General features: G+C 52.5%; 2 protein-coding genes. Both read right to left on the reverse strand.

The genetic code is table 11. The features are described from left to right. Positions 1-1,156 precede the first annotated feature (1,156 nt). Positions 1,157-1,663 (reverse strand): hypothetical protein, encoded by a 507-nt coding sequence (locus AC1DH9_RS26125; RefSeq protein ID WP_477749118.1) that lies wholly within the window; start codon positions 1,661-1,663, stop codon positions 1,157-1,159. Between the two features lie 11 nt (positions 1,664-1,674). Beyond that, entirely contained in the window at positions 1,675-2,541 is an 867-nt protein-coding gene (locus tag AC1DH9_RS26130) for a TIGR04255 family protein (protein ID WP_477749119.1), read from the reverse strand. Positions 2,542-3,833: the final 1,292 nt, after the last annotated feature.

Below are 3,833 nucleotides of genomic sequence, written 5' to 3' on the forward strand. Positions count from 1 at the left end.
GTCCGATAGTGTTGACTCGTTTGCCCGCTGGTAAGTACGTCGTCGTGACGGAGCGTAATGGCCGCGAATTACGTTACGCGGTTGACCTCAGCGGTGGTGGAGTTCGTACGCTGAACATCCATTGGGCTGATGCAAGCTGACCCCAGGGATTGCAGGTCAATCAAAAAACGCAGACAACAAAAAACCCGCACGAGGCGGGTTTTTTGTTGGGCTTTCACGTGATGCTGACACCACATGAAAGCTGAATGTGGTGCCAGAGACGGAATCGAATAGTTGTCTGCAGGGCTTATTCTGAAAGGGTGTGACTGGTTTCGGCTAATAGATCTACTCACAAATCTACTCTCTTTTTGAAATGCGGCTCTGTTTTAACCACTGCCCGCGACCATCGAAACAATGCAGATTTCCTCTGTCGAAATCCCGACAAGTGGTACTTCCGCATTGTCGAGCTCTGCGGCGGTGGGGCCATGTGGCATTCACACCGCACTGAGGCGTTTCTGTCGGAGAATCGCGCCAGCACCACCCTGTATCGGGGGAGTGAGCACTCATTGAGGTCATAATGCACTTTTGCTGTTGCCAATCATCCCCGGACCTTGCCAGCGAATTGGTCTCTACACGATGCTGGTGACCCATTACGGGAGATTCTAAAGCAGCTGCCTCACAGCACGGAGCTGGGCACCGTAGGGTGCTGAAATTGAGAACTGGCTATTCGTGACTGCGGGAGTGAAGACGGCGTAGGCAGGGAGAGGGTGAGGATGCGAAGAATCTGGAGGGGGAGACGAACAGACGAGGTCTGTAGATTATCCGTTTACAGGCACTTTGCTGAATGCGTCCGCAATGTCTTTACGCGCCTGCTTTTTTTCAGAGTTCGAACGCCCGGCAATTTCGAAAACGTCACTGACGCTCGCAGGATAGTCCTTTGTCCTTGGCGTCATTGAACAGAGCGGGCAAGACCTCGCCGTCATGCATATGCAAAGGAGAAAATACAAATCTATGGAGAAACTCTTGGTTGACTACCACGCCAGGAGAAAACCGGCTTACTGACTCAAACTCGCAAACAGCTTCTGGGAAAGAGTCATCTATAAGCTTGGCCCGGGCCGATACCTCACCCCTTCCGCTAGGCAGCCCATCAAATAATGCCTGACACGACATATATCAGCTAAACCAGATCTAGGTGAGCCAGGAACCCGGAATGCAAGACGGCCTCGTTTAGCGCTAAATCAGCGCTCGCGAACCGTACACCAGGCGCGTTGAAGATGTAGTGAAAGGTACCGTCTCCTGGAAAGGAAATCTCTATGTAGCGATCAGCATCCTTCCAAAACAGAGAAATTTCACCATCCCCCGCAAGCATAGGCACAGGCGCTTCAAAGCGAATAGGGAGAACGTGCAAAAACTCCAAAGTATTACTCCAAGACGCATAGGTGGCTGGTTCGCCACCGTAGCCATCCCAGTCATAACCGGCGTGCCTGTAGGTATTAAGTTTCGCATAAAGCCTACTCATACCTACATCCCTGCTATTAGCATGAGTGGGAGGAAGCTGAGCGAAAAAACCGATGAGCCCTAATGGAATCACGGTCCTAGGCGCATTCTGTGTTGAAGTGATCTGCACCACATACGGCATGGGCTGGTCATTAATGGTGGTCTGCGTATCCATTGCAACTGCCATTGAGGCTCTCCTTATTCGGGGTGGTTCGCGCTATGCGAGTTAAAAGAGATCATCTCTTTAACCTGCTCCGTCAGCATATTCCCCACAACCACTTTATTCTCGTCGTGCAGATATTGGAATACGTCGTTCATCTGAGGATTGAGCAAACCATCATCCGTTACAGGGCTAAACATTTGCGACAACTGATACTTGTGTGCGGTGGTGATCTGCACGTCAAAAACTGAAGCGGTTTCAGTGACGTTTACGTTCACGTTTGTCAGAAGCTTTCCACCTAAACCAAAGTTAGGCTGGCTAAAATATCCATGATGAGAATGGAAAGCATCTTTCAGAGACGTAAAGGTTGGTGGCAGAAAATTTGTAGATGAATCAAATAGTTCAGTCAGCGGCGCAGATTCGCCTCGTGGAAAATTCACTTTGAACGCGTCGGTGTATTGCAGCGACAGCGCCGAGAATTTTGCCGCACCGAGCCAGGGAGCCAAAATGGACAGGTATTTCTTCACCTCCGTCCATAGCCCAGCCCAACGCTCGTACTCACCGCAGATGATCATCAACATGTTTGCTTGGATGTTGACTGAAAGCGCAGGTTCCCCATTGGGTTTGACTCTGTCAAACGCGATCCCGCTGATGAGGCCAGGCGGACTGATAGGCTGCGTGAATGGATTCGTAAAGAATTGGTTCTCAGGGTTCTGTGGGAAATTCATCAGCAACTGCTGATGCTTGGACACCCTGGGCAAATCCGCTACCAGCTGATCGTGCAACGGCGTGCCTTCCAACAAACCGCCAAAAGCATGTGGCGGTAGAGGTGCAGAGAACTCGAACAGAAACAATACGTTGCTGATCGCGTGTTTACCGCCAAGGGGCTTGATGTTGGCTGCCATGGAACCTCAAAGGATCGTGTACAGAACTCGTGCACTATATATAGCAGCTGTGAAAGGCACGTGCTTGTTTACCTAGCACCGTTACCCCAGCCGTGGTGGGCGGCGATAATAGCACGGCGATCGCTTTCGCCTCATGCGGCCTCGACCTCCTAAAGTGAAGCCGATGGGGCGTGAGACAAATTGTTTGGCGGCCTCATCCAATCAGATAAGCTATTTTTTCACCTGGCAGCGGTTGTTCCTGCTGAGATAGCGCTATGTCGACCACTCGTGGAACGATACAGTCGCTCCCTAGCATCAGCGTGATAAATAATCGCAGTGTGATGACCTTCGGTACGCCATAGAAGGGCCTGAACCGGAGCTTCACGCTTCATGCTAGTTGGCTTCCCGGTAAATACTTGACGAGCATCAAGCGCCAGCACACAACCGTTTACTCTGGCGGCGGCGTATTGCTTGGGCTGCGCGCAATTTGAGCGTGGTCTGTCGGCGAAAATCTGTCTAGAGCCTGTCTAGTATTGCTTGGCGCGCTAAGGATTTAGTCGACCTTGTATTTCACCACCCCATCCCGTCAGCGTGGCGCTGTCGATTGATCGAGCATTTACCTTGACGACACCCTGCAGGATTTTTGACGGGATGGTGCTGGCCAAACTGCGCGAATGCTCGCAAAGCGTCGCCCTGCGTGGGGCTTTTAGCGCGCCAACCAGTGGTGGCGCCGGAGAAAACCGTCTAAACCTGTCAAAGATTTCGTCAAGGCTCCGTCAAGGATTTCGGGTTCGCTTTCCTTGATGTCTCCGTGGCTCACCATCCTCACAAATCACCGTCGTGGACGCTCCCATTTTCTGGACGTGATAGCTGTCCAGTCTGCTGACCGATCTGCCTCCGTCCATGCTGTCCGTGGCTCCTGGGCGGAGTCGGATTACCTTACCGCCGCGCTGGCCGTCCAGAGCCTGTCCAGAATCCGTCTGGGGTCTGTCAGGGGTATGAGACGACCAAGCCTGCTTGTTTGACGGCCGCCGCATGGAGAAAAGCCTCAGACGTCGACCAGGCGCGGGATTCGTCTCATACCTGTCTCACATTCCGTCAAAGCGTGGTCAAAGTAATTGCCAGCGCCGGCGTGTTGGGATCTACACGGTGTGTAGAATTCAACACTCGTTGCTGGCGCAGTCTGAGCCTGTTGCATGAGGGGTTTCGCAAATGGGGCGGCAAGCCCGTCGCGCCGTGGCATTGATTCTTCCGCAACTGGGCAGGTTGCCAGTGGAAACCACTGCAATACCGTGGAAACCACAGTGGAAACC

The organism is Pseudomonas sp. 05T35, from assembly GCF_056396605.1.